Origin of the sequence: Pseudonocardia ailaonensis, from assembly GCF_039531635.1 — a bacterium.
Lineage (GTDB): Bacteria > Actinomycetota > Actinomycetes > Mycobacteriales > Pseudonocardiaceae > Pseudonocardia > Pseudonocardia ailaonensis.
The window spans coordinates 148791-174397 of record NZ_BAAAQK010000024.1 but is presented as its reverse complement, the minus strand read 5'-3'; the positions used below and the strand labels follow the sequence as shown (position 1 = coordinate 174397).

17 protein-coding genes and 1 rRNA gene are annotated in these 25607 nt (G+C 74.2%); 9 read left to right on the top strand and 9 right to left on the bottom strand.

Annotation, left to right across the window (positions count from 1 at the left end):
• Positions 1 to 128: 128 nt before the first annotated feature.
• A 5S ribosomal RNA gene (rrf, locus tag ABD324_RS29140) occupies positions 129 to 245 on the top strand.
• A 143-nt stretch (positions 246 to 388) separates the two neighbouring features.
• Here rrf and ABD324_RS29135 read toward each other — a convergent pair.
• Positions 389 to 1489: a quinone-dependent dihydroorotate dehydrogenase gene (locus tag ABD324_RS29135; protein ID WP_344424217.1), complete on the bottom strand. Its 1101-nt coding sequence runs from the start codon at positions 1487 to 1489 to the stop codon at positions 389 to 391.
• A 171-nt stretch (positions 1490 to 1660) separates the two neighbouring features.
• Complete coding sequence (locus ABD324_RS29130; protein ID WP_344424214.1) at positions 1661 to 2053, bottom strand: RNA-binding S4 domain-containing protein; 393 nt, start codon at positions 2051 to 2053, stop codon at positions 1661 to 1663.
• Between the two features lie 71 nt (positions 2054 to 2124).
• On the opposite strand from ABD324_RS29130, the gene ABD324_RS29125 reads away from it, so the two are divergent.
• A complete protein-coding gene (locus tag ABD324_RS29125; protein WP_344424211.1) occupies positions 2125 to 2997 on the top strand; it encodes a diacylglycerol/lipid kinase family protein in 873 nt (290 codons plus the stop codon).
• A 12-nt stretch (positions 2998 to 3009) separates the two neighbouring features.
• Complete coding sequence (locus ABD324_RS29120; protein ID WP_344424208.1) at positions 3010 to 3663, top strand: RraA family protein; 654 nt, start codon at positions 3010 to 3012, stop codon at positions 3661 to 3663.
• A gap of 163 nt (positions 3664 to 3826) precedes the next feature.
• Here ABD324_RS29120 and ABD324_RS29115 read toward each other — a convergent pair whose 3' ends face one another.
• Both ABD324_RS29115 and malQ read right to left on the bottom strand, forming a co-directional pair.
• Positions 3827 to 4621: a 2-keto-4-pentenoate hydratase gene (locus ABD324_RS29115; protein ID WP_344424205.1), complete on the bottom strand. Its 795-nt coding sequence runs from the start codon at positions 4619 to 4621 to the stop codon at positions 3827 to 3829.
• Positions 4622 to 4637: 16 nt separating this feature from the next.
• A complete protein-coding gene (gene malQ / locus ABD324_RS29110) occupies positions 4638 to 6593 on the bottom strand; it encodes a 4-alpha-glucanotransferase (protein ID WP_425565932.1) in 1956 nt (651 codons plus the stop codon).
• Between the two features lie 228 nt (positions 6594 to 6821).
• Between malQ and ABD324_RS29105 the strand changes: the two genes are divergently transcribed.
• The 5 genes from ABD324_RS29105 (at position 6822) to ABD324_RS29085 (ending at position 16448) form a co-directional block, all read left to right on the top strand.
• Positions 6822 to 8996 carry a carboxypeptidase regulatory-like domain-containing protein gene (locus tag ABD324_RS29105; protein ID WP_344424200.1) on the top strand — a complete coding sequence of 725 codons (2175 nt, stop codon included), beginning with the start codon at positions 6822 to 6824 and terminating at the stop codon, positions 8994 to 8996.
• Positions 8997 to 9003: 7 nt separating this feature from the next.
• A complete protein-coding gene (locus ABD324_RS29100) occupies positions 9004 to 9831 on the top strand; it encodes an alpha/beta hydrolase (protein ID WP_344424197.1) in 828 nt (275 codons plus the stop codon).
• Between the two features lie 189 nt (positions 9832 to 10020).
• A complete protein-coding gene (locus tag ABD324_RS29095) occupies positions 10021 to 15375 on the top strand; it encodes a SpoIIE family protein phosphatase (protein ID WP_344424194.1) in 5355 nt (1784 codons plus the stop codon).
• 186 nt (positions 15376 to 15561) lie between these two features.
• On the top strand, positions 15562 to 16071 hold the full coding sequence (locus tag ABD324_RS29090) for a cysteine dioxygenase (RefSeq protein WP_344424192.1): 510 nt from the start codon (positions 15562 to 15564) through the stop codon (positions 16069 to 16071).
• Positions 16068 to 16448, top strand: a complete 381-nt coding sequence (locus ABD324_RS29085) for a rhodanese-like domain-containing protein (protein WP_344424189.1) — start codon at positions 16068 to 16070, stop codon at positions 16446 to 16448. Before ABD324_RS29090 ends, ABD324_RS29085 begins: the two co-directional genes overlap by 4 nt.
• On the opposite strand, the gene ABD324_RS29080 is transcribed toward ABD324_RS29085, so the two are convergent.
• From ABD324_RS29080 to ABD324_RS29065, 4 genes are read right to left on the bottom strand one after another with little or no spacing between them, the layout of a single operon-like run.
• Positions 16441 to 17634 carry an acyl-CoA dehydrogenase family protein gene (locus tag ABD324_RS29080; protein WP_344424186.1) on the bottom strand — a complete coding sequence of 398 codons (1194 nt, stop codon included), beginning with the start codon at positions 17632 to 17634 and terminating at the stop codon, positions 16441 to 16443. The two genes, ABD324_RS29085 and ABD324_RS29080, sit on opposite strands and share 8 nt — an antisense overlap.
• A 44-nt stretch (positions 17635 to 17678) precedes the next feature.
• Positions 17679 to 18698: a Gfo/Idh/MocA family protein gene (locus ABD324_RS29075; RefSeq protein WP_344424183.1), complete on the bottom strand. Its 1020-nt coding sequence runs from the start codon at positions 18696 to 18698 to the stop codon at positions 17679 to 17681.
• The gene (locus ABD324_RS29070) at positions 18695 to 19636 is read right to left on the bottom strand and encodes a Gfo/Idh/MocA family oxidoreductase (RefSeq protein ID WP_344424180.1); all 942 of its coding nucleotides are present in this window, start codon (positions 19634 to 19636) and stop codon (positions 18695 to 18697) included. Before ABD324_RS29070 ends, ABD324_RS29075 begins: the two co-directional genes overlap by 4 nt.
• Entirely contained in the window at positions 19633 to 20793 is a 1161-nt protein-coding gene (locus ABD324_RS29065; RefSeq protein WP_344424177.1) for a Gfo/Idh/MocA family protein, read from the bottom strand. Before ABD324_RS29065 ends, ABD324_RS29070 begins: the two co-directional genes overlap by 4 nt.
• Before the next feature lie 140 nt (positions 20794 to 20933).
• Between ABD324_RS29065 and ABD324_RS29060 the strand changes: the two genes are divergently transcribed.
• Entirely contained in the window at positions 20934 to 21137 is a 204-nt protein-coding gene (locus ABD324_RS29060; RefSeq protein ID WP_344424174.1) for a DUF4287 domain-containing protein, read from the top strand.
• A gap of 94 nt (positions 21138 to 21231) precedes the next feature.
• Here ABD324_RS29060 and hrpA read toward each other — a convergent pair whose 3' ends face one another.
• A complete protein-coding gene (hrpA, locus tag ABD324_RS29055) occupies positions 21232 to 25497 on the bottom strand; it encodes an ATP-dependent RNA helicase HrpA (protein ID WP_344424171.1) in 4266 nt (1421 codons plus the stop codon).
• Between the last annotated feature and the right edge of the window lie 110 nt (positions 25498 to 25607).

Sequence of the window (25607 nt, the reverse complement as noted above, 5' to 3'; positions counted from 1 at the left end):
CATCCACTGTGTGACCCTGAGCACACGACTGCTGTCCCTGGTTGGGGATGTGTGGTTGGTGTTCAACCCCTGGGTTTTCCCCCTTTTTTGTTGTGTGGGGGAAGGTTGGGGGATCGGTGAATAGTGTTGTCGGTGGTTATGGCGGAGGGGGAACGCCCGGTCCCATCCCGAACCCGGAAGCTAAGCCCTCCAGCGCCGATGGTACTGCACTCGCCAGGGTGTGGGAGAGTAGGTCGCCGCCGACATCAAACATTCCGGGAAGGCCCCGCAGCATTGCTGCGGGGCCTTTCTGCATTTCCGGGTCAGGGTGCGTGTTCCCGGCACCTTTGGCGTTTGTGTGAGCGAACGGCACTCCCGCTCATACCTAGTGAGCGAGAGTGCCGTTCGCTCAGGGAGTGGGGGCGGTGCCGACGGCCGTGGCGACGCTCTGCTGGCCGTCGCGGCGGAGGAGGGCGGCCAGGTCGCGGTTGACGCGGCGGGGCCAGGTGGCTCCTCCGTAGATGAAGCCCGTGTACGCCTGGACGAGCGAGGCGCCGGCCCGGATGCGGTGATACGCGTCCTCGCCGGTGAAGATGCCACCCACGGAGATGATGGTGCGCTCGGCGCCCAGCCGGTTGCGGAGCCTGCCGACGACCGCGTGGGCCACCTCGGCGAGGGGCAGGCCGGAGACACCGCCGGCGCCGAGGGCGTCGACCTCCGCCTTCGGCGTGCGGAGACCCTCACGGGAGATGGTGGTGTTCGTGGCGACCACCCCGTCCAGCCCCAGGTCGACGGCCATGTCGGCGACGGCCTCCACCTCGTCGTCGGCAAGGTCGGTGGTGATCTTGACGAGCAGGGGAACGGTGCGGCCGAGGACCGCGGCCACGAGCTCCTCGCGGACGGCCTCGAGCAGCGGCGACAGGACCGAGACCTGCTGCAGGTCGCGCAGGCCGGGGGTGTTGGGGGAGCTGACGTTCACCACGACGTAGTCGGCGTGCGGGCCGAGCACCCGGGCGCTGTGCCGGTAGTCGTCCACGGCCCGATCGGGCGAGGCGGCCTTGCTCTTGCCGATGTTGATCCCGATGACCGGTCGGCCCTCGCGCGGCAGGGCCGTCAGCCGGGCGGCGACGGCGTCGGCGCCGGAGTTGTTGAACCCCATGCGGTTCACGAGCGCCTTGTCGTCCGGCAGCCGGAACAGACGCGGCTTCGGATTGCCGGGCTGCGGGCGTGCGGTGATCGTGCCGAGCTCGACGAAACCGAAGCCGAGGTTGCCGAGGGCCACCGGGCCCTTGGCATCCTTGTCGAATCCGGCGGCGAGGCCGAGCGGGTTCGGGAAGTCCACTCCGAACACCCGCGTGCGCAGCACCGGATCCGTCGCGGTGAGCAGCGTGCGGACCCGCGGGCCCGTCAGCCGGGAGCCGGCGACACCCCGGATCGCCCCGAACGCGACACCGTGGATCGGCTCGGCGGGGATACGGCGCAGGACGTGCCGGAAGAGCAGGTCGTACATACCCTCATCATCGCCCACAGCCCCGGGTGCGTCTCACGCACGCCCACGTCGTCGAAACCGGCATTGTGGCTCCACACCGCACGCCAGATGCCCTCGGAACCGGCAGTGTGGCTCCCTACTGCACCTCGTGGGGCCCCGGACGGGTGTCATGGCTCCACGGTGCGGGCGCGGTCAGTCCTCGTCGAGGGCGTCGCGGGAGGTGCGGAGGGCACCGAGCTGGTCGAGCATGCGGCGTTCCCGCTTCGTCGGGCGGCCGGTGCCGCGGTCTCGCACCGCGAAGACCGGGCGGGCCTCCTTCGGCAGCGGGGGCGGGGTGTGATCGAGGTAGCAGGCCTGGGCCTCGGGGGCGCCGACCCGTTTGTCGATCACCTTCGTGACCTCGACGATCCGGGTCGTCTCGTACACCCGCGCCCGCACCTCGTCGCCCGGATGGACGGTCGTCGCGGGCTTCGCCGGCCGGTCGTTGACGCGCACGTGGCCGCCCCGGCAGGCCGCGGCGGCGTCCGAACGGGTCTTGGCCAGGCGGACCGACCACAGCCAACGGTCGAGGCGGGCGGACTCCATCCGGCCATCGTGCCATCACGGCCGCGTCGCCGAACCCGGCAGAATGCGCGTTCCGCCCGTAGTCTCGCGGCGTGGCGAGCGCCTTCGACCGGGTCGTGGTCGTGTTCAACCCCAACAGCACCGGTGACGCACAGCAGCGCGCGGAGGAGCTCAAGTCCGGCCTCGCCGAGCGGGCCGCCGGCCTGCCCGTGGAGCTGCGGCCGACCGAGTACGCCGGGCACGCGCGGGAGATCGCACGGGAGGAGGCCCCGTCGGGGGCGCCGCTCCTCGTCTCGGTCAGCGGCGACGGGGGGTACAACGAGGTCGTCGACGGGCTGCTGAAGGCCGGGGACACCTCAGCGTCGGCCGCGGTGCTCGCCGCGGGCAACGCGAACGACCATCGCCGGGTCGTGGCCCGCAGGCCGCTGCTCGACGCGATCGCCGAGGGGGACACCGAGCGGCTCGACGTCCTGCGGTTGAGCGTCGAGGGCGAGGAGCCGCGGCACGCCCACTCCTACATCGGGCTGGGGATCACGCCTGTCGTGGCCCTCGAGCTGGAACGCGGCGGCAAGGGCTCGTTCCGCGAGATCCTCACGACGGTCCGGACCTTCTCCGCGTTCCATCCGTTCACCATCGAGGTCGGCGGGCGGAGCGAGACGTTCGACAGCCTCGTGTTCGCCAACATCCCGGAGATGGCCAAGTACGCCACGCTCAGCGAGAAGGGCCTGCCGGACGACGGGAAGTTCGAGGTCGTGCTGATCCGGCACCGCTCCAAGCTGCGCACCGCCCTCACCGCCGCGCGGGCCGCCCTCCGCGGGCTCGGGCGGCAGCCGAGCGTGCGGGAGTACGCGTTCCGCACGGTGGATCCGATGCCGCTGCAGGTCGACGGCGAGGTGCTCGAGCTCGCGGCCGGCGCGGACGTGCGCGTGGACCTCCTGCCCGGAGCGCTCCGCACCGTCCGGTAGCAGGATGTCCGCATGGACTCGTTGATCGAGCGCCTCCGCGCCGTCCAGGTCTCTTCGCTCTGCGACGCCGACAAGGGGCTTCCCGTCGTCGATCCCGCGATCCGGGCGATGGTGCCGGGGCTGTCGTTCGCCGGGCCGGCGTTCACCCTGCTCGCCTACGACGACCACCTGCCGATGCTCGGTGCGCTGCGCGCGGCGGAGCCCGGGTCGGTGCTGGTCGTGGCCACGAACTCGTTGAAGAAGGCCGTGTCGGGCGAGCTGTTCGCCACCGAGGCGCAGCGCCGCGGGATGGCCGCCATCGTGATCGACGGCTACTGCCGGGACCTGCGCGGCCTGCGCCGGATCGGGCTCCCGGTCCACGCCCGCGGCACCACCCCGATGTCCGGCACCACCCGCGATCCGGGGACCTTCGGGCGCGAGGTGCTGCTCGGGCGGGTGCGGGTGGCACCGGGAGACCTGGTGGTCGGCGACGACGACGGCATCGCGGTCGCGCCCCGCGGGCGGTTCGAGGCCGCGATCGACGCCGCCGAGGAGATCGAGCGCGCCGAGAAGGCGCTGCTCGCGGGCATGGCGGCAGGCCGGGAGCTGCACGGCATGACCAACGTCGACGAGCACCTGGCGGCGCTGGCCCGGGACGAGCCCAGCTCCCTCGCCTTCCGCGTCTGACCCACCCCGACCCCGCGAGTCGGCACTTTCTGAAGGCCGAATGTGACGTTCGCGCGCGTCGTCAGCGTGTGTTTCGACCTCTCGACTCCGCCTGATGGCGGGCTTCGCCCGCGCGCCGACTCGCGGGGTTGGTGGGTTTCCCGTGGGTCGATGTTCCGCGGGGTCAGGTGAAGGAGATCTCCACGTCGCCGTGGTCGCCGAAGTCGGCGCGGACGGAGTCGCCTGCCGAGATGGGTGGGACGGGGGTGGTGGAGCCCGTCGTGATGATCTCGCCGGCCTTCAGGGTGGTGCCCAGGGCGGTGAGCTCGTCGGCCAGCCAGACCAGGGCGGTGCGGGGGTCGCCCATCACCTCGGCTCCGTTGCCGCGGGCGGCGATCTCGCCGTTGATCCACAGGGTGGCGGGCCATGTGGACAACTCGGCCTCCCGCCAGCCGTCGACCTCGCGGCCGAGGACGAACTGGCCGGCACACGCGACGTCGGCCATCAGCTGCGAGCTGCCGGCCTTCGCGAAGTGCAGGATCCGGGAGTCGGGTACCTCGATGGCCAGGTGCATGGCGGCGACGGCCTCGAGCACCTCCTCGCGGGAGGCGCCCGGCGGGACGTCGCGGCCCATCCGGAAGGCGAACTCGGCCTCCACCACCCGCATGTGCAGTCCCGCGGAGGGCAGGGTGTCGCCCGGCTCGAAGCGGAAGCGGTCGAACAGCCGGCCCGGCAGCGGGGTGCCGATCCCGATCACGGCCTGGCTCGGGGCCGACGTCGCGGCGATCTTCCAGCCGTAGGCGGACCCGGCCCGCTCGGCGATGCGCTGCTGGACCGCCCAGCCTGCCTCGTGGTCGTCCGGACGCACGTCGTCCGGCAGCTCGTCGATCACCTCGCCTGCTGTCCAGGCGGACCAGAGCAGGTCCGCCGCGCGGTCGGCGGTCGTGAGGGCCTCGGCACTGAGGACGCGGGAAGGCATGGGTGTGATCGTCGCCTCAGCGGCCCCCGGAGCGCAATGCCGCGACCACCCGAGTCACCCGCTGGTCCTTCCGGAGCTCCTCCAGCGACAGGGGGAGCGGCAGCCGCCAGTTGGGGTACTCGTCGATCGTGCCGGGCAGGTTGGGCTGGCGGGTCTCGCCGATGACGTCGTAGGGGCTGGCGAGGACGAGCCTGCAGCGGCTGCCGGCGAGCAGGGAGTGCATCGCGACGACGAGCTCCTCGTCTGGCGCGTCGGCCGAGGTCAGGCCCTCCGCCACCAGGAGCCCGACCAGCTCCTCGCGGTCCGCGGCGGCGCGGCGCTCCTCGGCCGGGACGTCGTCGAGGAGATCGAGGTCGGCCCGGGCACGGACGTGCTCGCCGGTGAGGAAGCCGGCGGCCGTCGGGAGATCGTGGGTGGAGATCGTGGCGACGGCCTCCTCGGGCCACTCGGCGGGCGGCATCAGCCGGTCGTCGAGGTCGCGGGCGAACCACAGGACCGTCGAGCCGAGCATGTTGCGGCTGTGGAGGGCCTCGGTGACCTCGGGCTCGACCGTGCCGAGGTCCTCGCCGATCACCGCGGCGCCCGCGCGGGAGGCCTCCAGGGTGAGGACGGCGAGCATGGCGGCGGCGTCGTAGTGGACATAGGTGCCGCGGTCCGGGGTGCGGCCCGGCGGGACCCACCAGAGCCGGAAAAGGCCGGCGACGTGGTCGATGCGCAGGCCGTCGGCGTTGCCGAGCAGGGCGCGGAGCATGTCGCGGTAGGCCGCGTACCCGGTCTCGGCGAGGCGGTCGGGGCGCCACGGCGGCAGCCCCCACGCCTGTCCGCGCTGGTTGAAGGCGTCCGGCGGGGCACCGACGGTGACGTCGAGACGCAGGACGTCCTGCAGCGCCCAGGCGTCCGCACCCTCGGGATCGCATCCGACCGCGAGATCGCCGATCACGCCGAGCGCCATCCCGCGGGCGGCCTCGCGGGCGCTCGCGAGCTGCTCGCCGACGCGTTGCTGCAGCCAGCCGTGGAAGGCGATCCGCGGGCCGAGGTCCTGCTCCGCGATCGCGGGGCTGCCGGGGTGGCGCAGCTCCTCCGGCCAGAGCGACCAGCGGCCGCCGAAGCGTTCGGCGAGCGCGCAGTACGTCGCGAAGTCGACCAGGTCGGGCGACGGGTCGACCGGTTCCGGACGCCCCGCCGCGCGCCAGAGCAGCTCCGCGGCCGAGCGCTTGGCGGCCCACACCCGGTCGTGGGCGATCCGGTCCCCGACGGTCTCGGGGCGCAGCGCGTCCACCTCCGCGCGGGTCGCGGCGTCCGCGGCCGCGTACTCCGGCAGGTCCGTGACGCGCAGGGCGAGCGGTGTGGTGAACCGGCGGCTCGACGGCGTGTACGGGCTGGGCTGCACAGGCGGGACCGGGGTGATGGCGTGCAGGGGGTTGAGCAGGATGGCCGAGGCGCCCTGCTCCGCGGCGTGGGCGGTGAAGTCCCGCAGGTCGCCGAGGTCGCCGATGCCCCAGCTCTGCTGCGAGTGCAGGGCGTAGAGCTGCAGCATCCAGCCCCAGGAGCGCGGGGTCGCCGGGAGCGTGGCCGGGGCGACGACGACCGTGACCTGCTGCTGCGCGGCCGAGGCGGAGCCTGCGGAGTCGAGCATCGGAACGGTCAGCCGGTACCAGCCGGGTTCGAGGCCGGACAGCTCGGTGACCTCGCGGACGCTGCCGTCCTCCGCGGTGAGGGTGCCCGGGGCGGGCAGGGGGTAGGTGAGGTCGGTGCGGGTGCCGATCGTGCCGGGCAGCAGGCCGCGGGCGGCTTCGGCGCGGGTGCGGGCCAGGGCCTCGGTGCGGGCCGCGGGGGTGCTCGCGTCGACGTCCAGCAGGCCCAGGACCTCGACGATCACCTCCTCGTCGACCTCCACCGGCCGCCGGTCGCCGTCGTTGTACCCGGTCGCGACGCCGTGCGCCGCGGCCAGCTCCGCCAGGTCGGGATCGATCGCCACGTTCGGAATCGTTCCCGATGTGGCGCGGGTCAATCACGGCGGGGCGCTGAGCTGCGCCGATGCCGGGTAGGGCGACACGCCGCTGACCGGTCGACGAACCGGGCACCGGAGGCCTCCGGTGCTACGGTCTGCCGACGAGCCGCGGCCCTCGGGAGCGCGCCCGTCGAGGGCGCGTGGAGTCCTGCGCGGGCCGGCTCGCCGGATCGCGCGAGGAGAGCCGAGATGAGCACGTGGGCCCTGGTGGTCATGGTCCTGCTCGTGCTGCTGGCGGCGGGGATCGTCGTCGCGGCGGTGCGCCGGGGCCGTGAGGGCGACACCCCCGCGGAGCCGGCCGCCGCGCCGGCCGCACCCGGCCGCACCGTCGGGGACCTGGTGCGGGACCGCACCACGCCGCCCGCGGGCCAGCCCGTGGTGGAGGCGGAACCCGCTGTGGCGGAGCCCACGGCCGCCGCCGAGCTCGTGGCCGATCCCGCACCGAAGGAGGAGCCGGCGATCGCCCGGCCCTCGGCCGAGCAGATCGACGCCGGCCCGGTCGGCCCGCCGTGGACCCGCGGCTTCGTCGACGGGCGGCCGGTGGAGGCGCCGCCGCGCCCGCGGCCCCAGCGCCGGTCGTCGGTGGATCCCGCGCTGGTCGCCCGGGTGACGTCCGTGGTCCCGCCCGTACCGGCGGGCTCGGAGCAGCCGCCCGCGAAGGGCATCGTGAGCCCGGCGGTGGCCGAGGCGGTCGCCCGCGCGGAGGCGCTGCGGCGCGGTGAGCCGGGAACCGGTGGGACGCAGGCTTCCGCACCCTCACCCCGTCCGTCCGATGGGGACGGTCCGCGGTCCGGTGGCATCGTCGGCTCCGCGGCGCTGGTCGCCGGGGCGATGGGGCGGGCCTTCGGCGCGGTGCGACCCGACCGGGACGCCAAGGAGCACAAGGACTCCGGGGAGCGCCGGCCCGAGGCCGTGGCGCCCGGACCGGCCGGGCCCGAGGCAGTCGTCCCGGGTGCCGCGGTGCGCGAGGTCGCCGTGTCGGAGCCCGCGCTGCGGGAGACGGCGGATCCGGAGCCCGCCGTGCGCGAGGCAGCCGTCCCGGAGCCGCGCGACGGGGTGACCCGGGACCAGCCGCGGCCGGTCCTCGCGATCGTGCGGGGTGGCGCCGACCTGGCGGAGAAGGCCGAGCGGCCCACGCTGCGCGCGGTGGCGAGCCGGCCGGCGGTCGCCGAGGTGCCCGGGCAGGCATCGGCCGAGGAGGACGAGAAGGCCGAGGCCGTTGTCGCCGAGTCCGTGACCGCCGAGCCTGTGACTGCCGAACCCACTGCCACCGAACCCGTTGCTACCAAGCCTGCGGCAGCCGAGCCTGTGACCGCCGGGATCGTCGAGGCTGCCGAGCCGGCGGTCGCCCCCGTCGCTGCCGTCGAGCCAGCGGCCGTTCGGCCCGGGTTCGCCGGTGGCGCCGGGCTCGCCGCGGTCGAGCCTGTGATCGCCGAGCCGGAGGTCACTGACGACACCACTGCTGCCGGGACTACAGCCGTGGACTCTGCGGCGGCCGAGCCGGAGGTCGCTCCGGCGGCGCGCCCCGAGGTGGAGGCCGCCCCGGCCGCGTCCCCCGTGGTCGCGGCGCAGGCACCCTCCCCGGCCCCGCGCCCCCGGCCCACCCCCCGCAGCATCTCCCCCCTCTCCACCAGCACGGACCCCACCGGCACGAACGAGGACACGATCATCGCCATCCCCGGACGTCACCGCGCTCCCGACGCCGCGCTCGACGAGGACGCCCGCGCGGCCGAGCACGCCGCCGTCGATCTGGCGCTGCTGCGCACCCTCGGTTTCGCGGACCCGAACCCGCGGCCCGGCGCCGCACCGGTCGTCGACATGTCCGTGGACCACTCCGCGGAGGAGGCGGCCGCGGAGCCGACCGATCCGGTGCCGGTGCGCTTCCGGGTCTTCCGGCACGAGTCCCCGGTCGCCGGGGCCGCCGTGTCCCTGCTCGACGCCCGGGGCCGCGAGACCGCCGCGGCCCGCACCGACGCCGAGGGCCGCGGCGACCTCACCGCGCCCCGCCCCGGCGGGTACGTGCTGGTCGCCTCCGCGGAGGGACACCAGTCGGGCGTGGTCGCGGTGACCGCCGCGGCGACCGGTACCGACGTCGAGGTGCACCTGCTGCGGGCCTGCGCGGTCGCGGGCACGGTCTCCGGGCCGAAGGGGCCGGCGGCCGGTGTGGCCGTGACGCTGCTGCAGGACGGCGAGCTGGTCGCGACCGTCTGCACCGACGCGACGGGCGGGTACCGCTTCACCGATCTCGACGCGGGCGCGTACACGGTGGTGGCCCAGGAGGGCGAGCCCCTGGACGTGCGGCTGGGCGAGGAGGCGGACGCCCGCAGGGACGTCACGCTGCCCGGTCCCGTCACGGCCCGATGAGCGCTCGATGACGGAGACGGCGGAGGGCCGGCTCCCGGCGTCCGGCGGCGCCGAGATCTTCTGGCGCGCCTGGCTCCCGGTGCGGCCCACCGGGATCCTGCTGATCAGCCACGGCCTGGGCGAGCACTCCGGCCGGTACGCGCACCTCGCCGAGCTGCTCGTCGAGGACGGCTGGGCGGTCTACGCCCCGGACCACCACGGCCACGGCCTGTCGGAGGGCCGCCGCGTCGACGGGGACCACGGCAACTGGGTCCCGGACCTCGACCTGCTGCGGCTGCACGCGCAGGCCCGCCATCCGGGGCTGCCGGTGTTCCTGCTGGGGCACAGCATGGGCGGGCACATCGCCCTCGCCTACGCCGAGGCGCACCCGGAACCCCTTGCGGGCCTGGTGCTCTCGGCGCCGGCGTTGTCGAACTCCGTGGTCCCGCAGGCGCTCGTGCCGGTGCTGACCGCGGTGTCGCGGGTGCTGCCGGCCGTGCGCCCCACCGGGATCGACGCGAACCTCATCAGCAAGGACCCGGCCGTCGTCGCCGCCTACAAGGCGGATCCGCTGGTGTACCAGGGGAATCCGACGCTGCGGCTGGGCGCGCGGATGTTCGCCGCCATGGACCGGCTGATGGAGGGTGCGGGCGCGCTGCGGATGCCGGTGCTGCTGCAGCACGGTCTGTTGGACAGGCTGACCGAGCCCGCCGCCACCCGCCGGCTCGCGGAGCTGCTCGGTTCCGACGACGTCACCCTCGAGCTGTACGAGGGCCTCTGGCACGAGATCTACAACGAGCCCGAGCGGGACCGACCGATCGCCGACCTGCGCGCCTGGCTGGCCGCTCACCGCTGACCGCCGCGGCGTCGGCGGGTCCACGCGCGGGACCTGTCGAACGCCGGGCGGTCGCGGCGCCGCGGGCCCGGTCGGCGTGCACGACGGTGCTCGCACGGGCCGCAGCTCGTCGGCCGCCCGTCGGGCCAGCGTTCGCCGGGCGCCGCGCGACCTGGCAGGCTGGGGCCGACTCGGACGGGGAGGAGCACGGTGTCGGAGCGCGAAACCCCCGGCGTCCGGCGGCTCCTCGCGACCCTCGACGGTGCGTCCCCCCTCGGGGACCCGCGGGGCTGGCCCGCCGAGCTGCGCTCCGCGCTCGATCTCGCGTTCGACTCCCCGCACCCGCTCGCCCTGTTCTGGGGCCCGCGGCACTGCCTCGTCTACAACGACGCCTTCGCGGAGGCGTTGGGCGCCAAGCATCCCGCCGCGTTCGGCCGGCCCGGCGCGGAGGTGTGGCCGGAGGCGTGGGACCGGGTGCGGACCGCGGTGCAGCAGGTCCGGCAGACCGGCGAGGCCGTGGTCAAGACGGACGCCCCGCTCGTCCTCGACCGGGGCGCCGGGCCCGAGGAGGCCTTCTGGAGCTACGCGCACAGCCCCGTCCGCGGCCCCGGCGGCCGGGTCGACGGCGTGTTCACCGTGACCACCGAGCGGACGGCCGAGGTGGTCGCCGCCCGGCGGGCCGCGCTGCTCGCCCGGCTCTCCGGTCTCGCGCGCGAGACCGTGCCCGGCGGCGACGTCGTCGCGCACGTGGCGGCGCTGCTCGAGGGCGCACCGGACGTCGCCTTCGCCCTTCTCGACGACGGCGGCCCGGCTCCCGTCCGCGCCGGCCTGCGGGTGCCCGACCCGGCACTGCAGGCGCTGCTGGGAGCCCCGTCCGGCGTCGTCGTGCGCCACGCGGACGGGTACGCGCTGCCCGTCGCGCTGACCGGGCGGCTGCGGATCCTGCTCGGCGCGGCACCGCTGCGGCCGCTGGATCAGGAGCACCTCGCGTTCCTGGAGCTGCTCGCCGCACACGTCGACGCCGCGGTGACCGCCGCCCGGTCGTCGGACGAGGTGCGGGAGCGGGTGGACTCGCTGCGCCGCCTCGACCGCACCCGCACCGAGTTCTTCACCGGTGTCAGCCACGAGTTCCGCACCCCGCTGGCGCTGATCATCGGCCCGCTGGAGCAGCTGCGCGGCTCGGCGGACCCCCGGGTCCGGCACGAGGCGGACGTCGCGCACCGCAGTGCCCAGCGGATGGTCAAGCTGGTCAACACGCTCCTCGACGTGTCCCGGCTGGAGGCGGGCCGCTCCGAGGCCACCTTCGCCCCGATCGATCTCGGCTCGCTCACCGCCGAGCTGGCCGCGGTGTTCCGGGAGCCCGTCGAGCGGGCGGGGCTGCGGCTCGACGTCGAGTCGCCCGCGTCCGGCCGGCCCGTCTGGGTCGACCAGGACATGTGGGAGAAGGTCGTCCTCAACCTGCTGAGCAACGCGCTCAAGTTCACCCTGGACGGCGGGGTGCGGGTGAGCACGCGGCTCGAGGGCGACCGGTTCGTGCTGCGGGTGGCGGACACCGGCACGGGCGTCCCGGCGGGTGAGGTGCCGCGGCTGTTCGAGCGCTTCCACCGGGTCCGGTCGGCGCGCGCCCGCTCCCACGAGGGCAGCGGGATCGGGCTGGCGCTCGTCCGGCAGCTCGTCGACGTCCACGGCGGGACGGTCGAGGTGGCCAGCACCCCGGAGGTCGGCAGCACCTTCACCGTCCGGCTGCCGCTCGGGTTCGCCCACCTGCCGGTGGAGAACATCGCCACCGGCCGCGCGAGTGCCACCCCGCACCCCCGGCCGGAGACCGCCGAACCCTATGTGGCGGAGGCCCTTCGCTGGTCGCCCGCGCCCTCGGACGATCCCGTGGAACCGCCGCCCGCGGTGCTGGACCCCTCGCGCGGGCGGGTGCTCGTCGTCGACGACGACCCGGACATGCGCGCCCACCTGCGCACGTTGCTCAGCGAGAGCTGGGAGGTCGAGACGGTCGCGGGCGGGGCGGAGGCCCTCGACGTGGCCCGCTCGGACCCACCGGACCTGGTCGTCTCGGACGTCATGATGACCGGGATCGACGGCATCGAGCTGCTCCGCGCCCTGCGCGCCGACTCCCGGACGGCCGGCCTGCCGGTGGTGCTGCTGTCCGCGCGGGCGGGTGAGGAGGCGGCCGTCGAGGGCCTCGCCGCGGGCGCGGACGACTACCTGGTCAAGCCCTTCTCCGCGCGCGAGCTGCTGGCCCGCGTGGCCAACCACCTGCACCTCGGGCGCGTCCGACGGGGAGCGGAGCTGCGGTTCCGCGCCATGGCGAACTCGACCCCCGCCCTCATCTGGGTCGATGACGCAGGTGGGCACCGCGTGTTCGTCAACCGCGGCTGGCTGGACTTCACCGGCGCCACGGACACCGTCGGTGAGCTGGGCCTGGAGTGGCGCGAGCGCATCCACCCGGACGACCGCGAGCGCTACCGCTCCGTCGTGGAGGCGGCGACGCGGGCCGGGGCGCCGTTCGAGGTGGAGTACCGGCTGCGCAGCGCCGACGGCCGCTACCACTGGGTCCTGGACCGCGGCGCGCCCGTCGGCGGCGAGGAGGGCGAGCGCCCGGTCGGCTATGCGGGCGGCTGCCTGGACATCGACGACCGGCACACCGAGCAACGCCGCCACCAGCTCTACGCCCAGCTCGGTGAGGCCCTGGACCGTGGCATCACCCAGGCGGACCGGCTCGGCACCCTGGCCCGGACGATCGTCGACGAGGGGCTGGCGGACTTCGTCCGGGTGTTCGACGACTGGCCGGCGGTGAGCTCGGTGCGGGTGGTCGCGGCCGCGGACCCGGGGCTGGAGGGCGAGCTGCCGGAGCTGGCGTCGCTGCCGATCCGCGGTGTCGGGTCCGACGACGGGCCGACCGTCCAGGGCCCCGACGAGCTGGCCGCGATCCTGGCGGACCTGCCGCCCAAGGAGCGCGAGGGCTGGGAGCGGGCCGGCGTGCACTCGACGATGCTGGTCCCGCTGCGCGCCCGCGGCGGGACGCTCGGCATGGCCGGCCTCGCCCGCACCGGCGGCTCCCCGGTGTTCGGCGACGCCGATGTCGTGCTGGTCGGCGAGCTGGCCCGGCGGGCCGCGCTCGCTGTGGACAACGCCCGGCTGCTGGAGCAGGAGCAGGCCAGCGCCGCCCGACTCGGCCTGCTGCACCGCGCGACCGCGGAGATGTCGGCGGCCGCGACGCCGTCGGAGGTGGCCCGGATCGCCACCGCACACCTGGTCACACTGCTCGACGCGCCGGTCGCGGGGCTCTGGCAGCTGCGCGGCGAGACTCTGCACCTGCTCGCGCTGCACGGCTGGGACCAGCCGTCGCCGTCGTCCGTGCCGCTCGCCGCGGACCTCCCCGGGCCCGAGGCCGTGCGTCGGCGGCGGGCCGTGTGGTGCGAGTCCGAGGCGGAGTGGCAGGAGCGGTACCCGGAGGCGGTCCCGGGCCTGGGCCGGATCGGCGTCGAGGCGATGTGCTGGCTGCCGCTGGTGGCGGGCGAGCGGGACCTGGGCATGCTCGGCGTCGGGTTCCACGGGCCGCGCGGGTTCTCCGCGAGCGACCGCGAGGCCGTGCTCGCCGTCGCGGAGCTGGCCGGCCAGGCGCTCGACCGCTCGTTGCTGCTGGTCGCCGAGACCGAGGGCCGGCGGCTGGCCGAGCGGCTCGGCGCCGTCGCCACCGCGCTGTCGCGGGCCACGGACCTGGACTCCGTCGCGGACGTCATCCTCGCCCACGGCCGCTCCGCGATCGGCGCGGACGCCGTCGTGGTCCTGCTGGCGGACGAGGACGGCGACCTGCACGTCCTCGCCGCCGAGGGTTCGGGGCCCGAGGGCTACCCGCTCGACCGGGTCGTCGGCTCCGGGGAACCGGTGTGGGCCAGCCCCGGTGATCCGCCGCTGCCGGTGCGCACCGTCGTCCCGCTGCTGGTCGCGGGCCGGGCCATCGGGGTCATCGGGCTCGGCTTCGCCGCCGACCCGGCGTTCGGGCCGGACGAGCGCGGCCTGGTCCTGACGATCGCCAGCCAGTGCGCGCAGGCGGTGCAGCGGGCGCGGCTGCACCAGGCCGAGCACGAGGTCGCGGTGACCCTGCAGCGCAGCCTGCTCCCCCAGGAGCTGCCCGCGCTCGACCGGCTCGCCGTCGCCACCCGGTACAACCCGGGCACCGAGGGGACCGAGGCCGGCGGCGACTGGTTCGACGTGATCGACCTCGGCGAGGACCGGGTCGCGCTCGTCGTGGGGGACGTCGTCGGGCACGGGCCGGGCGCCGCCGCCGTCATGGGCCAGCTGCGCAGCGCGCTGGCCGCGAACCTGGTCAACGGCCAGCCCCCGGCCGCCGCGCTCGAGCAGCTGGACCTGTTCGCCCGGCGCGTCACCGGTGCGCGGGCGAGCACCGTGGCCTGCGCGGTCGTCGACTGCGGCACCGGCGACCTGCGCTACGCCTGCGCCGGCCATCCGCCGCCGCTGATCGCCACCGGCGCGGACGTCCGGATGCTCGACGAGGGCCGCGGCACCCCGCTCGGTGTGTCGGGCCGCCCGCCGTACGTCGAGGCCACGGCGCACATCGCCCCCGGCGAGACCATCCTGCTCTGCTCGGACGGGCTGTTCGAGCGCCGCACCGAGGTGATCGACGACGGCCTGGACCGGCTGATCGCCACGTTCGGGGCCCTGGCCTCGCACCGGCCGTCGGACATCGTGGACGTGCTGCTCGCCCGGATGCTCGACGCCGAGGGCGCCCCGGACGACACGGTGGTCGTGCTGGCGCGGATGGTGCCGGACCCGTTCACCCGCTCGATGCCGGCGGACGCCGCGTGCCTGGCCCCGATGCGCCGCGCGATCGAGGAGTGGGCGCGCGGGTGCGGGCTGGGCGAGGACGGCCTCACCGACCTGCAGCTCGCCGTGGGCGAGGCGGTGACCAACGCCGTCGAGCACGCCTACACGGACACCACGGAACCGGACGGGAACGCCGTCACCCTCGACCTGGAGCTGCAGCCGGACGGGGCGGTCGCCGTCCGGGTCGCCGACCGTGGCACCTGGCGGCCCCCGCCCGCCGATCCCGGCTACCGGGGCCGCGGGCTCGCGCTGATCCGGGAGCTCGCCGCGGACGTCGAGGTCATGCCGGCCGACGACGGTACGGAGGTGTGGTTCCGGATGCCGGCGGTGCCGATCGAGATTCCGATCGGGCTGCCCGGCGGGCCCGCGGAGCGGCCGGCGGGGGACGGGGCGCCGGGGGTGACCCGGCTGCGCCGGTGGGCGGACGCGCACACCGTCCGGCTCCACGTCGAGGGTGACCTTGATCTCGCCGGGGTGGCCGCCATCCGGTCGGACATGCTCGCCGAGCTGGACCGCGGCGGGCCCCTCACTCTGACCGTCGCGGAGGACTCCTACGTGTCCAGCGCGGGCATCGCGTTGCTGTCCGAGCTGGCCAGACGCGCGCGGTCGGCCGGGGGAGAGCTCACGGTCGTCACCGCCTCGCACAGCCCCGCCCGGCGGATCCTCGTGCTCGCCGGGCTCGACCAGTTGATCGGCGGCCAGTAGTCCGGACATTTCCGCTGGTCGAGAGCGTGTTTCGCCGATGTGTCACGGTGTGCTCAAATGGAGCGGTGATGCCCGCGTGGACCCTCGGCCCCATCTGGGAGAGCCGGCGCGCGGACGATTTCGACCAGTGGTGTCGACGCTCGAGCTGACCCTTACCGCTCGCGTCCGACCCTTGCTGGAGTACCCGTGTCCGCGCACGCCCTGCGGCCTGTCCTGTCCGCGCCCACGCCCCTGGACCTCTCCGACCTCACGGCCCTGACCCGCCGGTTCGCCGAGGAGGTCCGCCTCGGCCGGCACACCGTCGAGGTCGATCCCGACCACCGCTGGTCCCGCCGGATCATGGCGGACGACGTGGTGGACGTCTGGCTGATCAGCTGGGCCACCGACCAGCTCGCCGAGCTCCACGACCACGCCGGCTCGCTGGGCGCGCTCACCGTGGTGTCCGGCAGCCTCGAGGAGCAGCACTGGGTGGCGGGGCACGGCCTGCGCCGCCGCACCCTGCACGCCGGCCGGGGTGCCGCGTTCGGGCTCGGCCACGTGCACGACGTCGCGAACCACCAGGGGGAGACGGCGGTCAGCGTGCACGCGTACTCCCCGCCGCTCACGGCGATGAGCTACTACGAGGAGACGCCCTCGGGCTTCCTGCGCCGGACCCGCACCGAGCTCACCACCGAGCCTGAGAAGGTGGGGGCATGAGTGCGATCGGTGAGTTGTTGGAGAAGGCCCGCGCCCGCCTCGACCGGGTCGACCCGGACCGTGCCGCCGAGCTGATCGGGAAGGGCGCCCGGCTCGTCGACACCCGCCCGGCGTGGCAGCGCGACCAGGAGGGGTCCTTCGCGGACGCGCTGGTCATCGAGCGCAACCACCTCGAGTGGCGCCTGGACCCCACCTCCGACGCCCGGATCCCCGAGGCCACGGACCACGACATCGTGTGGATCATCGCCTGCTCCGAGGGCTACAGCTCCAGCCTCGCCGCCGCCTCGCTGCAGGACCTGGGCCTCCACAACGCCACGGACCTCGACGGCGGCTTCCGGGCGTGGAAAGCCGCAGGTCAGCCCGTCCTGATCAGCTGAAAGCCCCGATGCCGGTGATGTCCTTGCCGACGATCAGGGTCTGCATGGTCTCGGTGCCCTCGAAGGTGTGCACCGCCTCGATGTCCGCCCAGTGCCGGACGACGTGGTGTTCGAGGAGGATCCCGTTGCCGCCCAGCAGGTCCCGGGCGGTGGCGAGGATGCGGCGGGCGGCGCGGGTGTTGTTCATCTTGGCCAGCCCCGCGACGGTGGGGGACAGGCGGCCGGCCTCGGCGAGCCGGCCGATCTGCATGCAGTAGAGCTGCATCCCGGTGAGGTCGGCCAGCATGTGCACCAGGCGTTCCTGGACGATCTGGAAGGACGCCAGCGGCTTGCCGAACTGGGTGCGCTCCTTCGCGTAGCGCAGGGCGGCGTCGTACCCGGCGGTGGCGTGGCCGAGCGCCATCCACGCGCAGATCCCGCGCGTGTTGGCCAGCACCTGGGCGCAGTCGGCGAACGTGTGGGCGTTCGCGAGCCGGTTCTCCTCCGGGACCCGGACGCCGCGCAGGGTGATGTCCGCCTGCCACACCGACCGCAGCACCGCCTTGCCGCCGATCACCGTGGCCTCGTAGCCCTCGGCCGGCGTCTCGACGACGAAGCCCTTCACCTCGCCGTCGGCCACGTCGCGGGCCCACACCACCACGAGATCGGCGATGGTGCCGTTGCCGATCCAGCGCTTGGCGCCGTCGAGGACCCAGTGGTCGCCGTCGCGGCGGGCGGTGGTCTCCAGGGCCACGGAGTCCGACCCGTGGTCCGGCTCGGTGAGCGCGAACGCGCCGAGCTTGTCCATCGTGGACATCGACGGCAGCCAGCGCTGCTTCTGTTCCTCGCTGCCGCACATCGCGATCGACTGCATGGCGAGCCCGGCGTGCACGCCGAGGAACACGCCGAGCGAGCCGTCGCCGCGGTGCAGCTCCATGTGGACCAGCCCGCACGCCAGCGGGCTCATCCCCGCGGCGCCGTAGCCGGTGATCGTCTCGCCGACGATGCCGAGCGCCGGGAGCCGGCGGATCAGCTCCCAGGGCAGCTCCGCGCGTTCCCAGTGGTCGCCGATCACCGGGAGCACCTCGGCGTCGACGAACTTCCGGACCGTGGCGAAGTGCTCCCACTGCTCCTCGGTGAACTGTTCGCGCACCGAGAAGAAGTCCGTTCCCAGGGCCTCACCGAGGTGGGCGTACTCGGCCGTCATCGGGTCAGCCTGGCACGGCGGAGGGCTTTCGGCAGGGCGCGTGCCTACGAGCCGCCGTCGTGCGGGAACCGGATGCCCGCGCGGGCCCGGACGGCGTCGATCGCCCGGAGGGTGACCAGCGAGTCGTCGAGGGTGCGGAGCGGGGTCTCGGTCCGCCCGTCGGCGACGGCGCGGGCCACCTCGGCCGCCTCGAAGAACAGGCCCTCGTGCCCGGTCCGCGGTTCGTCCCAGACGTGGGTCTCGCCACCGGTCTCCAGCACCACCGGGCCGGGCTGCGGGAAGGGTCCGGGCAGGGTGAGCACGCCCTCGGTCCCGACGACCGTGGCGACGGTCGGCGTGAACCCGTGGATCGACGTGTGGACGATCCCCTCGTTGCCCTCCGCGTCGGTGAGGATCGCGGCGAGCTGGCCGTGCACGCCCGCCGGATGCGGCTGCGCCGTGGCGAGGACGGTCGCGGGCTCGCCGAGCAGCCAGGTGACGAAGGACAGCGGGTAGGTGCCGAGGTCGAGCAGGGGGCCGCCGGCGAGGTCGGCGCGGAAGATCCGGTGCCCGGGCTCGAAGCCCTCGCCGTACTCGGCCTGCACCGAGCGGATCGCGCCGATCCGGGGCAGGGCCTGGCGGACGACGTCGTAGCGCGGGAGGAAGAAGGTCCACAGCGCCTCGGCGGCGAACAGGCCTTTCGCTCGTGCGGCCGCGGCGATCTCGGCGCCCTGGGCGGCGTCGAGCGCGAGGGGCTTCTCGACGAGGACGTGCTTGCCGGCCTCGAGGGCGCGGATCGCGTCGTCGCGGTGGGCCGTGTGCGGGGTGGCGACGTACACGACGTCGACCTCCGGATCGGCGACGAGCGCGTCGTAGCTCGCGTGCGCCCGGTCGATCCCGTGCTCCTTGGCGAACCGGTCCGCGGAGTCCTGGCTGCGCGAGCCGACGGCGACGATCCGCTGGGTGGTGTTGCGCGCCACGGTGTCCACGAACTTCCCGGCGATCCAGCCGGTGCCGAGGATCCCCCAGCGCAGCGCCGGCGCACTGCGCGGATCGGGTGTGCGGGGTGCGGGCAGGCTGCTCATACGGTCACCGTCCGGCCGTCCTTCATGGACTGGATCATGGCTTCGGCCACGGCGGTGGCCCGGAGGCCGTCGGCCGCGGTGGCGAGCGGCGTGGGGGCGCCGGCGGCCAGCGCGTCGACCCAGGCCTGGAGCTCGACGCGGTAGGCGTCGGCGTAGCGGGGGCGCCAGTCCGCCGCGTACTCGGTGGCGCGCCGGAGTCCACTGTCGACGATCACCTGCGGCGGCTCGGGCAGGGTGAGCGCGCCCTCGTCGCCGACGATCTCGCAGCGGGTGACGTAGCCGTGCCGGGCGTTGAGGAACACCTCGAGGGTGGTGAGCACGCCGTTGTCGTTGCGCAGCAACATGATCTGCGGGTCCTGCAGCTCGCCGTGGGCGCTGCGGCCGGCGTGCCAGGAGACCTCGACGATCGGCGAGTCCAGCAGCCACGGGACGGAGTCGAACTCGTGGATCGCGGAGTTGGTGATGAGCGACGCGCTGGTCGAGCCGGGCCCCGAGGAGACGTTGCGGCTCACGCAGTGCACGACGAGCGGCTGTCCGATCTGCGGGATCGCGGCCTTGAGCGCCACGTGGGTGGGGTCGAACCGGCGCATGAAGCCGAGGGAGACGAGCCCCCCGCTGTCGGCGGCGACGATCTTCTCGCAGTCGGCGACGGTGGGGGCCAGGGGCTTCTCGCACAGGACGGGCCGGCCGGCGTCGAGGCAGGCCAGGGTGAGCTCGGCGTGCGTCGAGTCGTGGGAGGCGATGATCACGGCGTCGGACTCCGCGATCACGCTCGCCGGGTCCGTCGTGGCCTCGGCGCCGGCGCGGGCCGCGGCGGCGGTCGCCCGGTCGAGATCGATGTCCGCGACGATCGCGACCTCCGCACCGGAGACCATGCCGTGCAGCGTGGTCACGTGGTCGGCGCCCATGATCCCGGCGCCGATCACCCCGACCCTCACAGGGTCACCCACGCGCGCTTGGCCGCGGACTCGACCATCGCGTCGAGCAGGGTCGCGCTGCGGACGGCGTCGGCGAGGGTGGTGCCGTACGGCCGGTTCTCGGAGACGGAACGCAGGAACCGGGCGCACTCGATGACCTTGAGGTCGTCCATGCCCATGGCGTTGGCGGCGCCGGGCTGGAAGGCGCCGAAATCGCCGTGGGCGGGGCCGACGTAGAGGGTGCTCATCGGCTGGTCCTGGTGCAGTCCATCGGTTCCCACCTGCAGCTCGTTCATCCTGCGGAAGTCCCAGGCCAGCGAACCCCGGGTGCCGTGGACCTCGAAGCCGTACGCGTTCTGGTCGCCGACTGCGATCCGGCTCGCCTCCAGCACGACCCGGGCACCGCTGTGGGAGCGGGCCAGGGCGCCGACGTAGTCCTCGTTCTCGACCGGACCTCGTTCCCCACCCGTCGCGCGGACGTGGCCGACCGCGCCCGTTCCCTTCGGGCGCTCCGGGATGAAGATCGCGGTGTCCGCCACGATCGACTCGAACTCCCCCAGCACGTAGTAGGCGAGGTCCGCGGCGTGTCCGGCGATGTCGCCCAGCACCCCGCTGCCGCCGCGGGCGCGCTCGTAGCGCCAGCTCAGGGCGCCGTCCGGGTGCGCGGCGTAGTCGCTGAAGAAGCGGAAGCGGGCGTGGGTGATCGTGCCCAGCTCGCCGTCGTCGACCATCTTCTTCGCGGCCTCGACGGCGGGGGCGTTGCGGTAGTTGAAGCCCACCGCGCCCTGCACGCCGGCCGCCCGCACCGCGGCGGCGACGGCGCGGGCGTCCTCGCTGGTCAGGCCGACCGGCTTCTCGATCCAGATGTGCTTGCCCGCCTCCGCCATCGCGACGCCGATCTCGCGGTGCAGGAAGTTGGGCGCGGCGATGCTGACGACGTCGACCTCGGGATTCGCCGCGATCTCCCGCCAGTCGCTCACGGGGGTGGTGAAGCCGAACTGGGCGGCGGCCTCCTCGGGCCGGCCGGGCACCTGGTCGGCCACCGCGACCAGGCGCGGGACGACGGGCAGCTCGGGGAAATGGTGCAGCACGCGGGTGTAGGCCATGGTGTGCACCCGGCCCATCCAGCCCATCCCGGCGACGCCCACTCCGAGGGGCCTGCGGTTCGTGTCGGTCATCCTGGTCTCCGTTGTCGCGGGATCCGTGACCTTCAGGCTAGCCGGGCAGAACGAGCAGTCAACATATTGTCCTGACAAAGTTCGGCCGATGAGTTCCGTCCGGCGCGGTGGTCCACACTCACGGGCGAGAGGAGGCCACCATGGCCGAGCAGGTGAAGGGTCCGGCGTCGTACTTCCCGAGCATCGAGAAGAAGTACGGCCGGCCCGTCGAGGAGTGGTTCGCGCTGATCCGGGAGCACGGCGTGGAGAAGCACATGGAGACCGTGGCCTGGCTCAAGACGGAGCACGGCCTGGGCCACGGCCACGCCAACGCCCTGGTCGCGCACGTCCGCGCCCAGCCCTGACCCCGCGAGTCGGCACTTTCCGGAGACCGTGTGTGACGTTCGCGCGCGTCGTGAGCGTGTGTTTCGGCCTACCGAAAGTGCCGACTCGCGGGGGTTAGAGGGTGTCCAGGGCCTTCTGGATGCGTTTGACGCTCACCGGGTAGCGGGTCTTCATCGGTTGGGCGTAGAGGCTCACGCGGAGCTCCTCGATCATCCAGCGGACCTCGACGAGGCCGGGTGGGGGATCGACGGCCGGGGGGAGGGTGGCGAGGTCGGCCTCGTACTCGTCCGCGACGGCGTGGACCTCGGCGGTCCAGGAGGCGTCCCGCGCGGGGTCCTGGCGGAGCTTGTCGATGCGGAGGCCGACGGCCTGGAGGTACCTCGCGACGTCGGCGAGCCGGGTGGCGCCCGCCTGCTCGACGAAGTGGGGGCCCATCAGGTCGGCCAGGTGGGCGCGGATGTCCGCCACCCCCGGGCCGGGCCGGAGCTCCGTGAGGGCGGACTGGACGGGATGCCAGCGCTCCAGCACTCCGCGGACGGCCTGCAGGACCTGCATCGTGGTGCTGCCGAGGTGCTGGGCGAAGACGCCGCCCAGCTTCTCGAAACCCGCCGCGTCCCAACAGGGGCCGCCGGCGCGGGCGATCAGGTGGTCGGCCGCGCAGCTGATGCAGTCCTGGATCAGCGCGTCGAGGCTGCCCTGCGGGTTGCGGGCGATCGTGAGCCGGGTCTTGGGGTCGAGGCCGCGCTGCACCTGCTTGGCCGGGCTCGGGGTGGCGAGCAGCAGGAGGCGCCGGACACCGCGGCGGTGGGCCGCGTCGCGTTCGGCCTCGGTGGCGAAGACGCGGACGTCGACGCTCGTGCCGCGGTCGACGAGGCCGGGGTAGCCGGTGACGACGTGGCGGCCGCGGCGGATGGCGTGCTCGCGCGGCAGCGCGTCGCCGGAGCCGGACGGGCCGGCGGGGCCGAGATCCGTGGGCCATGTCGTGAGGCCGGTGCGCTCGATGTCCTTGCCCGCCTGGGCGATCTCCTCGCGCACCCGGGGGGCGAGCTCGGCGCGGAGCTTCTCCAGGTCGGTGCCGCGGGCGACCTCGCGGCCCCGCTCGTCGAGGACGCGGAAGGTCACGGTGAGGTGGTCCGGCAGCCGGTCCAGCTCCCAGTCCTCGCGCCGGATCACGACGTTGCGCATCCGGCCCAGCTCGCGCTCCAGCCCGTCGAGCAGCGGTTCGTCGCCCGCCTGCAGCCGGGCGAGCACGGCCTTCGCGTGGTCCGGGGCCGGGGAGAAGTTGCGGCGCACCGCTTTCGGCAGCGTCTTGATCAGCGCGGTGACGAGCTCCTCGCGGAGCCCGGGGATCTGCCAGGTGAACGGCGTCGGGTCCACCTGGTGCAGCGCGGCGACGGGGACGTCCACGGTCACGCCGTCCGTGTGGTGGCCGGGCTCGAAGGCGTAGGAGAGCGGGAGCGTGAGGCCCCCGGCGGCGACGTGGTCCGGGTAGGCCTCGCGGTCGATCCCGCGCGCGGCCTCGGTCTCCAGCATCTCGGTGGTGAAGTCGAGCAGGTCCTTGCGCGGCTCCTTCTTCCACCAGGAGTCGAAGTGCCGGCCGGAGACCACGGTCGCGGGGATCCGCTTGTCGTAGAAGGCGAACAGCGCGTCCTCGTCGATCACGAGATCGCGGCGGCGGGCGCGGTGCTCGAGCTCCTCGGCGTCCTCCAGGAGTGCGCGGTTGGCGCGGAAGAAGCGGTGCTTCGTCTCCCAGTCGCCCTCGACGAGCGCATGGCGCAGGAAGAGATCGCGGGACATCTCGGCGTCGACCCGCCCGAAGTCCACCGTGCGGTCGGCGATCACCGGGATGCCGTGCAGCGTCACACGTTCCGTCGCGACGGCGGAACCACGCTTGCGTGACCAGTGAGGTTCGGAGTACGTCCGTCGGACGAGATGTCCGGCGAGCGGCTCGATCCACTCGGGCTTGATCGACGCGACGGTGCGCGCCCACAGTCGGGAGGTCTCGACGAGCTCGGCTGCCATCACCCAGCGGGGCGGCTTCTTCGCCAGCGCGGAACCGGGCCAGATCGCGAAGCGCGCGTTGCGGGCGCCGAGGTACTCGCGGGCACCGGGGCGCCCGGCGCGGGCCTTCGCCGGGTCGTCGCCGCGCCCGCCGGCCTTGCGCGTGTCCGTCTCCTCCAGGAGCCCGACCTGCGAGAGGAGGCCGGACAGCAGCGCCTGGTGGATCCGGTCCGCGTCGGCGGGGGAGTCGTTCGCGGTCATCCCCGCCGAGCGCGCGGCCTGGCGGAGCTGGCCGTGGAGGTCCCACCACTCGCGGATCCGCAGGTAGTGCAGGAACTGCTCGCGCAGGGCGCGGCGGAACCTGTTGCCGGACAGCTCGTCTCGCTGCTCGGTCAGGTACTCCCACAGCTTCGTGTAGGCGAGGAAGTCCGAGCCGTCGACCTTGAAGCGGTTGTGCTGCTCGTCCGCGGCCTGGCGCTGCTCGGTGGGGCGCTCGCGCGGGTCCTGGACCGACAGCGCCGCGGCGATCACCAGGACCTCGCGCAGGCAGCCGGTCTTGTTGGCCTCCACCAGCATCCGACCGAGCCGGGGATCGACGGGCAGCCGCGACAGGGCCTGCCCGGTGGCGGTGAGCCGGCCCCCCTGACCGGCTCCGGGCTCGATCGCGCCGAGCTCGTGCAGCAGCGCCAGCCCGTCGGCCACGTCGCGGCGGTCCGGCGGCTCGACGAACGGGAACGCGGCGATCTCGCCCAGGTCCAGCGCGATCATCTGCAGGACGACGCTGGCCAGGTTGGTGCGCAGGATCTCCGGGTCCGTGAACTCGGGGCGCGCGTCGAAGTCGTCCTCGGCGTAGAGGCGGATGCAGATGCCGTCGGACGTACGGCCGCAGCGGCCCGCGCGCTGGTTGGCGCTGGCCTGCGAGACCTTCTCGATGGGCAGTCGCTGCACCTTGAGCCGCCGCGAGTAGCGGGAGATGCGGGCCGTGCCGGCGTCGATCACGTACTTGATGCCCGGGACCGTCAGCGAGGTCTCGGCGACGTTGGTGGACAGCACGATCCGGTTCCCCGCGTGCGGGGCGAAGATCCGCTGCTGCTCGGCCGTGGTGAGGCGCGCGTAGAGCGGGAGGACCTCCGTGCCCGAGAAGTTCCTGCGCTGCAGGGCATCCGTGGTGTCCCGGATCTCACGCTCGCCGGGCAGGAACACGAGGATGTCGCCGGGGCCCTCGCGCTGCAGCTCCGTGACCGCGTCGGCGATCGCGTCGATCTCCTCGCGGTCCGGGTCGGCGTCCGGATCGTCCGGGTCGACGACGGGGCGGTAGCGCACCTCGACGGGATAGGAGCGGCCGCTGACCTCGACGATCGGCGCGTCTCCGAAGTGCCGGGAGAAGCGCTCGGGGTCGATGGTCGCGCTCGTGATGATGACCTTGAGGTCGGGCCGGCGCGGCAGCAGCTGGGTGAGGTAGCCCAGGATGAAGTCGATGTTGAGGCTGCGCTCGTGCGCCTCGTCGATGATCAGCGTGTCGTAGCGGCGGAGCTCGCGGTCGCCGGTGAGCTCGGCGAGCAGGATGCCGTCCGTCATCAGCTTGACCATGGTGCGGTCGCCGACCTGGTCGGTGAAGCGGACCTTCCAGCCCACGACGTCGCCCAGCTCGGTGCCCAGCTCCTCGGCGATGCGGGTGGCCACGGTGCGTGCGGCGAGCCGGCGGGGCTGGGTGTGGCCGATCATGCCGGTGACGCCGCGGCCGAGCTCGAGGCAGATCTTGGGCAGCTGGGTGGTCTTCCCGGAGCCCGTCTCGCCCGCGATGATCACGACCTGGTTGTCCCGGATCGCGGCCGCGATGTCCGCCTTGCGCTGGGAGACCGGTAGCTGCTCGGGATAGACGATCCGCGGGACGGCGGCGCGGCGGCGCTCGAGCCGGTGCTCGGCGGTGGCGACGGCCTCGACCACGGCCTGCTGGGCGGTGCCGTTGCCGGAGCGCCGGGCGCCCTGCAGCCGGCGGGCCAGGCGTTCGGCGTCGAACGGGGCCAGATCGTCGATGCGACGAGAAAGATCGTCGAGGACCTCGTCGGGCAGCGAGGGGGCGGCCGGCTCGGGCGGGCGGCGTTCGCCGCTGCCCGGGGACGTGCTGGTGGGGCCGGGCGCGTTGCCCCGCGCGTCGGCGGGTGCGCTCCGGCCCCGGGAGCCGCGCCGCCGGGGGCGGCGGGCACGGCTCCGATCGCCGCCCGCGGCGCCGCCGGTGGGTACGGCTGCGGCCTGCTCGGCGGCGGGTCCGGTCCCGTGGGTGGGCTGGGACGGACCGGTGGGGAGGGGATCACCACGACGCGCGGAGGGGTCGCCTGCGCGCGCGGGGGTGGTCCCGGTGGTCTGGTGGGAGGACATCGTTCGTCAAGTGTGCCTGTCGGGGACAAAGGGTTTGCCCGCCGGGCCTGTCGTGCAACGGGCGGACCCGCGGACTTGTTCCCCGGGTGCGACCGGCGTCTCATGGGGAC